The following is a 6,533-nucleotide window of genomic DNA, read 5'->3' on the forward strand; positions in this document are numbered from 1 at the left end:
CTGGAGCTATAGAAGATGGATTTATCAACGAAATTCTGGATGGTGGAAGGCGCGCCTACGCCAGTCGGTCCCTTCTCTCATGCGACCGAACAGAACGGCTGGGTGTTTCTCACTGGCCAGATGCCGACATCGCCTGACGACGTCAACGCCCCGCTTCCCGAAGGCGTTGCCGCACAGACAACCCGCGTGATGGACAATCTGGTTCTCGTGTTGAAGGGGATCGGGATTGGGCTCGAAGATGTCGTGTCAGTGCGGATCTTTCTGACCGAATTCAAACGAGATTACGCAACGATGAACGCCGTCTATGCTGCCTATTTCCCGCCTGGGAAATTGCCCGCGCGCACCTGTATAGGAGTGACTGGATTGGCACGCGACGCGCTCGTCGAAATTGACTTTGTTGCTCGTAGACAGGCTTCATCAGCCGCTTGATATCGGATTCTATCTGTCGTCCAGCCAGCGATACGCCGAGCGCTGCGGCGGTTTTCTCGTCAGCGGTTACGGCGAATGGCTCAGGCTGCATGGAACCGCCGCGGTCGCGCATCCGGTGCTGGCACAATCGACTTGCGCGATCCTGCGCATCACGGAGTCATTGCCGGGCCGCGCCGTGCAACACCAGCAGGGTCACGGTTTTCGGCGGCAGAGTAAGGTGCAAATGGCCGCTCGCATAGTCGGTATCGGGTAGACGGGATATCGCGTTGTCCATCAGTTGCCAGGTCTGCGCTCGCGGTTGAGTTACATCGAAGTTGTTGATCGCAATGGAAGTAACTGCACAACAGCATCAGCACCGCATACCCTTCGGCCAGCAGCAGCAGGTAGCCGAAGGTCGTGTCGAGCGGGTTCGCAAAAGACAGCGTCTGCGTCAGACGCCAGTACAGATAGCGCAACGACACGAACGCCGACAAGGCCACCATCGACACCGTGACGATCCTGCCGCGAATGCGGTTCAGCACGAGCGCGACGACGACGCAAAGGATGCCGAACATCGATTGCCTGGACACCACCAGATTGACCGTCATCGCAGAAGTGAACAGCAGCAGCGCCACTAGGGTCACGACCAGCCGCAGCCAGTTCGAGGCCAATAGCGGTGCGCCCGCCTGCAGCAACTTGTCGTCCCAATCGCCGGTGTCGTCACGCTGTCCGCATTGCGCGGTTGCCGCGGCTCTTCCGGCTTGCTCAGCCTAAGTTTGATCTTTGCCATGCAAAGCTCTTGTGGCGCGTGCGCCGGTTGGGCACGACGCGCAGGTTCGCGGCTATCGTGGTGTTACGCAGGCCGTCATCGACGCAAGCGCCTGTGACGCAGTTCATCAGCTCTGGCGTTGCGGAACGTCTTCGGGATCACTGCGTTCGCGCCGCCGCGCAGACGCGGCGCTCCGAACGTCTGGCTGTTCAGGCGCGGCGACAGGCTCGGGATTGGACTCGAGGACCGGCTGCTCGGGTGCGGCTTGCGATGCGGGAACCGGTCCGGATTCGGCAGCGGGGACCGCCGGCGTAATTGGTTGCGATCGTTGCGACGGCGCGGTGGGTGTCATTTCGGATGCGTCGGTACCAGCGACGGCTTGCGCCTCGCGAGGGGCGTCGGGCTGGGCGGCATCCGCTGGCGATGGCCCGGTCTGCATGGACCAACGCCCACGCGAACCTTGCATCTACTCCGTTCTTTCTACTTCGTGATAATGCGACGGGCTTACGCCCAACGTCTGAAAGAGATTCGAAATATCTGATGCACCGCTCACGCGCCATCCCCGTGGTACTGGCCATCGTATTTGTTTGCGGATTACATCCAGCGCCGCCGGACGATCCGCGTTGATTGTCAGTTACCGAATAAAGAAATCGTTCGTTTTATTACGCGAATATGTCTGCCGCAGCATTGAAAATAAAAGGCGGCACTAAATTGGACACTTTGGCGGTTTGGAAACGTGTTTCCGAAGGCCGTGTCCGTTTGATTTTCACTCAGGCCACGAGAGCCCGCCACTGCGGTCCAGGCGGGCAATTCATCGGATAACCGCGCACTTAGGATGAGCGGTGCACGTTGTAGCAACGAATTTAATGCGCGGCCCTAAATAAATCCCCGCCATTATCAGCCACTGGCGTGCAACTGTTAAGCGGACAAATGTTAAATATCGCAAGCCAAACGTTTGCCTTTGAAAGTCAGGTAATCAGAAACGTTAAATACGATGAGCCAAACGTTTGATTTTTAATCGAGCCAACGGATAATTACCGAATTTCCGCTGGAGATCGGTTTTGCAAAGGGGCCCGCGGCGTAACTTACTCCTGCGCCGCGATGCGACATCCGATCCGTCACCTGCTGACTTTTTTGGCAAGCGGTCCTGATGTTGAACGCCCTATCGAGCGCACGATGCAAGTTGAATGTCGGCGGCCGCCCCGGTATGCTTGGCGGCTTCGAGGATGAAAGAAATCCGTCATGCGTCACGAACGGCAAACTGCACAATGACACTTCGACGCTTCACGGCACGACGTTCCCGCGTTCACGGCAAAGGGCTGTTTGCGCTGCAGCCCATCGCGGCCGGCGACCGGCTGCTCGAATACAAGGGCGAAGTGACTAGCTGGCGCCGCGCGGCGGCCCGTCAGCAGTCGGGCGACGGACATACCTTTGTGTTCGGTCTGTCCAACGGTCGCGTGATCGATGGCAGCCGCGGCGGCAATAGCGCCCGCTTCCTGAACCATGCGTGCACACCGAACTGCGAGGCGATCGAAATCGGCGATCGCATTTTCATTCACGCAGTCACCGCCATCGAGCCTGGCGAAGAGCTATTCATCGATTACGGCCTCGTCGTAGATGGCGATGTCACCGACGACATCGGCAAAACCTACGCGTGCCATTGCGGCGGCCCCGCTTGCCGGCGGTCGATGCTCGGAGGTACCGCGACGTCCGCGTGAGCGGCGAGTTGCCCCGGCCTTTTGCTCCGGCCTTTCGCCCCGTTTTCCCGACGGCTGCGCTATCCACCGCCCGCTGATCGTCACGCGGAAACCGGCTTGACGGCTCACGCCAGCATCGGTGTTATCTGTGCCTTTTCTACGCCGCTTTTCTCCGCGACCACCGCGCGCTATTTACTCGCGGTGATTTCCCACGATCGCTCGCACTGACATCGCTTGGGCGTGCCCCACACCGTCGATCGCGAATTCGTCGCCTCGCACCCCCGCGGCACTGCTTGTTCCCGATTGCGATAAGAATAGTGTTCCATATTATTTGCGCGGCGGCACTCGGCTCTCTACGATCTGCTGATCTTCACTTCGATGAGTTCCGAAAACATGAGTACGACCCAAGCGCTCAGAGCCGCCCTCTTCTCCATTCTCGTCACATGCGGCGTCGTGAGCGCGCAACCGGCTCGCGCCGCCGGACAGACAGTGCATGTCGGCATCATGTCCGGCGAGGACGAAGACATATGGCGCGTGGTCGCGGCGAATGCCGCCAAACACGGCATCACGGTCAAGCTCACGACGTTCTCCGACTACACGCAGCCAAACGAAGCGCTCGCGCAGCACGATCTCGACGCAAATTCTTTCCAGCACAAGCCGTATCTCGATGCGCAGATCGCGGCACGCCACTATGACATCGTGCCTGTCGGCTTCACCTACGTGCAGCCGATCGGCCTCTACTCGCGCAAGCTGAAATCAGTCGCGGCGTTGCCGCGAAACGCAACCATTGGCGTACCGAACGACCCGAGCAACGAAGGCCGCGCGCTGCTTTTGCTGCAAGCCAATGGGCTGATCAAGCTGCGCCCCGACGTCGGTCTGCTGCCGACCGCACGCGACATTTCGGATAACCCGAAGCACGTCCAGATCAAGGAACTCGACGCCGGCATCGTCGGCCGTGCGATCGACGACGTCGACGCCGCTGTCGTCAATACCGATTGGGCGATCAAAGCGGGCATCAGGATTCCGCAAGAGCGCATTGCGCAGGAGAAAGTGCCGGGCAATCCGTATCGCAACTTCATCGCGGTCAACGCGAAGGATGCGAACGCGGCTTGGGTGAAGACTCTTGTGGACAGCTATCAGCAGGCCAACGTCGCGTCGTCGATCCTGACCGTTTATCACGGCGCAACGCTGCCGGCGTGGGACGGCGCGCCCCAGCACCAGTAAGCTGCGAACAACGCGCGGTTGGGTCTGATTCCGGCGCGCCTCGATGTGTTGAAGGCCGCGCCGCCTCAGCTGGCATCGTGACGCCGCTTCGTTCAGAGCTTGCGATGCTTGCCCGCGCTTCGTCGGTGACGAGCGCACGCGTGACATGCTCATTGCAAATCGACGTGAGCGCGCGGCACGTCGGGCTCGACGGTTTTGCCCTGCGGTTCGCCGAACTGCAATGCCGCCAGTTGCCGGTAAAGCGGAGAGCTGTGCAAGAGCTCCGCGTGGCGGCCTTGCGCGACGATGCGTCCCTGGTCCAGTACAACGATGCGGTCAGCCTGCTGCACGGTGGCAAGACGATGGGCAATCACGAGCGTCGTGCGGTTCAGCGCGGCATTGTCCAACGCCGTTTGCACGAGCCGCTCGCTCGCGGCATCGAGCGCGCTGGTCGCTTCGTCGAGCAGCAGGATCGGCGGATTCTTCAGAATCGCGCGCGCGATCGCCAGACGCTGACGCTGTCCGCCCGATAGCCGCACGCCGCGCTCGCCGAGGAAGGTGTCATAGCCTTGCGGCAACTCCTCGATAAAACCGGCCGCGGCTGCCATCGCAGCCGCGCGTTGCACGTCGGCGAGCGTCGCGTCGGGCATCCCGTAGCGGATGTTGTCGAGCACGCTGCCCGAAAAGATCACCGATTCCTGCAACACGACGCCGATCGCGTTGCGCAACGACGCGAGCGAGATCTGGTTGGTCGCGACGCCGTTGATCAGGATGGTGCCGGACTGCGGATCGTAAAAGCGCAACAGCAATTGGAACAGCGTCGTCTTGCCCGCGCCGGATGGCCCCACCAGCGCGACGCGTTCGCCCGGACGCACGTCGAGCGAGAACCCGAAAAGCGCGGCGCTGCCTGGACGCGATGGATAGCAGAAGCCGACGTTGTCGAAACGGATCCCTTCGCCACGGGCCGGCAATGGCACGGTTGTCGCAGCGTCCTGCACCGGCGAGCGCGCGGCCAGCAGTTGCAGTAGCCGTTCGGTTGCGCCGGCGGCCCGCTGCAGATCGCCCCACACTTCCGCGACAGCGCCCACGGCGCCTGCGGTGAACACCGCGTAGAGGATGAACTGCGACAGTTGGCCCGCTGTCATCTGCCCGGCCAGTACCGCCTGCGCACCGAGCCACAATACGAAGACGATTGCAGCGAACACAAACACGATCACCACCGCGGTCAGCGACGCGCGCGCGCGGATGCGTGTCAGTGCGGTATCGAACGCCATCTCGACTGCATGGCCGAAGCGATCGGCCTCATGGCGCTCCTGCGTGTACGACTGCACGGTCGGCATCGCATTGAGCACTTCCCCGGCCAGCGCGCTGGCGTTGGCGACCTTGTCCTGGCTGGCGCGCGACAGCCGCCGCACGCGCCGGCCGAAAATCACGATCGGCGCGACCACCGCGACCAGCGTCGCGATGATGTAACCCGACAGCACCGGGCTCGTCGTGATCAGCATCGCGACGCCGCCGACCGTCAACAGCAGATTGCGCAGCCCCAGCGACAGGCTCGTGCCGACCACCGTCTGGATCAGCGTCGTATCGGTGGTGAGCCGCGATAGCACCTCGCCCGTCTGCGTGGTTTCGAAGAACTGCGGGCTGAGCCGGATCACGTGGTCATACACGGCGCGCCGCAAATCGGCGGTGACCCGTTCGCCGAGCCATGACACCCAGTAGAAGCGCAGTGCCGTCGCGGCGGCGAGGATCAGCGACACGACGAACAGCGCAATGAAATAGCGATCGATATGCGTGCGCTCACCGCTCGCGAAGCCACGATCGATCAGGTATCTGAACGCAACTGGCAGCGCGAGCGTCGCGCCCGCCGAGGTCAGCAGCGCGACGAACGCGAGCGCCCAGCGCGTCGCATACGGGCGAAGGAACGGCAGCAGCGCGACAAGCGGAGCGACGGCTTTGGTGCGCGGCGCGGCAGTGGGCATGGAGATTCCTGTATCAAGCGGAAAATAGCTGAGTTGTATCGCACGGCCGGCTGGCAGCCGGTGGCACCGCTTGTCGTCGATCCGTCACCAGACCGGATTGTCGTCTTCCCGCGTCGACGCGTCATCGTAACGCTTTGGTTCGACGCGTGCGGCGGCGTCCAGCAGATGCTTACCGGCGGCCGTCAGCATCGGGCGACGCGAACCGCCGCTGCGAGGCTCGACGCAGATCAGCCGGCAATGCAGCAGCGTCGCGAGTTCGATACGCGTCGTATCGATCTGGTCGGGCGCGCTATGGACGAGCATCAGCGTCGCCAGTTCATGTGGACTGAGCATGGCAGGGTTCTCCACGTCGATGTGAGACTGCTATTGAGCGCGCGCCGAATCGTTGCGCAGCCGCTCGCGCTCCTGGTGCGTCATCTGTTGCCAGTGCTGCCATTGACGCGCGTTGTGGCAGCCGCCGTGCCCGCGCAATCC

At 62.0% G+C, this 6,533-nt stretch carries 6 protein-coding genes; 3 read left to right on the top strand and 3 right to left on the bottom strand.

Going from position 1 to position 6,533, the window contains the following annotated elements:
• The first annotated feature begins 15 nt into the window (after positions 1–15).
• Positions 16–429, top strand: a complete 414-nt coding sequence (locus tag VGH68_RS28230; RefSeq protein ID WP_331607026.1) for a RidA family protein — start codon at positions 16–18, stop codon at positions 427–429.
• A gap of 149 nt (positions 430–578) precedes the next feature.
• On the opposite strand, the gene VGH68_RS28235 is transcribed toward VGH68_RS28230, so the two are convergent.
• On the bottom strand, positions 579–1,103 hold the full coding sequence (locus VGH68_RS28235; RefSeq protein ID WP_331607027.1) for a hypothetical protein: 525 nt from the start codon (positions 1,101–1,103) through the stop codon (positions 579–581).
• Positions 1,104–2,445: 1,342 nt separating this feature from the next.
• Between VGH68_RS28235 and VGH68_RS28240 the strand changes: the two genes are divergently transcribed.
• Entirely contained in the window at positions 2,446–2,895 is a 450-nt protein-coding gene (locus tag VGH68_RS28240; protein WP_331607028.1) for an SET domain-containing protein, read from the top strand.
• Positions 2,896–3,267: 372 nt separating this feature from the next.
• Complete coding sequence (locus VGH68_RS28245; RefSeq protein WP_331607029.1) at positions 3,268–4,098, top strand: MetQ/NlpA family lipoprotein; 831 nt, start codon at positions 3,268–3,270, stop codon at positions 4,096–4,098.
• 149 nt (positions 4,099–4,247) lie between these two features.
• Here VGH68_RS28245 and VGH68_RS28250 read toward each other — a convergent pair whose 3' ends face one another.
• A complete protein-coding gene (locus VGH68_RS28250) occupies positions 4,248–6,059 on the bottom strand; it encodes an ABC transporter transmembrane domain-containing protein (protein ID WP_331607030.1) in 1,812 nt (603 codons plus the stop codon).
• Positions 6,060–6,143: 84 nt separating this feature from the next.
• Positions 6,144–6,392, bottom strand: a complete 249-nt coding sequence (locus VGH68_RS28255; protein ID WP_331607031.1) for a hypothetical protein — start codon at positions 6,390–6,392, stop codon at positions 6,144–6,146.
• Positions 6,393–6,533 lie beyond the last annotated feature (141 nt).

Source organism: Paraburkholderia sp. (genome assembly GCF_036488505.1).
Taxonomy (GTDB): Bacteria; Pseudomonadota; Gammaproteobacteria; order Burkholderiales; family Burkholderiaceae; genus Paraburkholderia.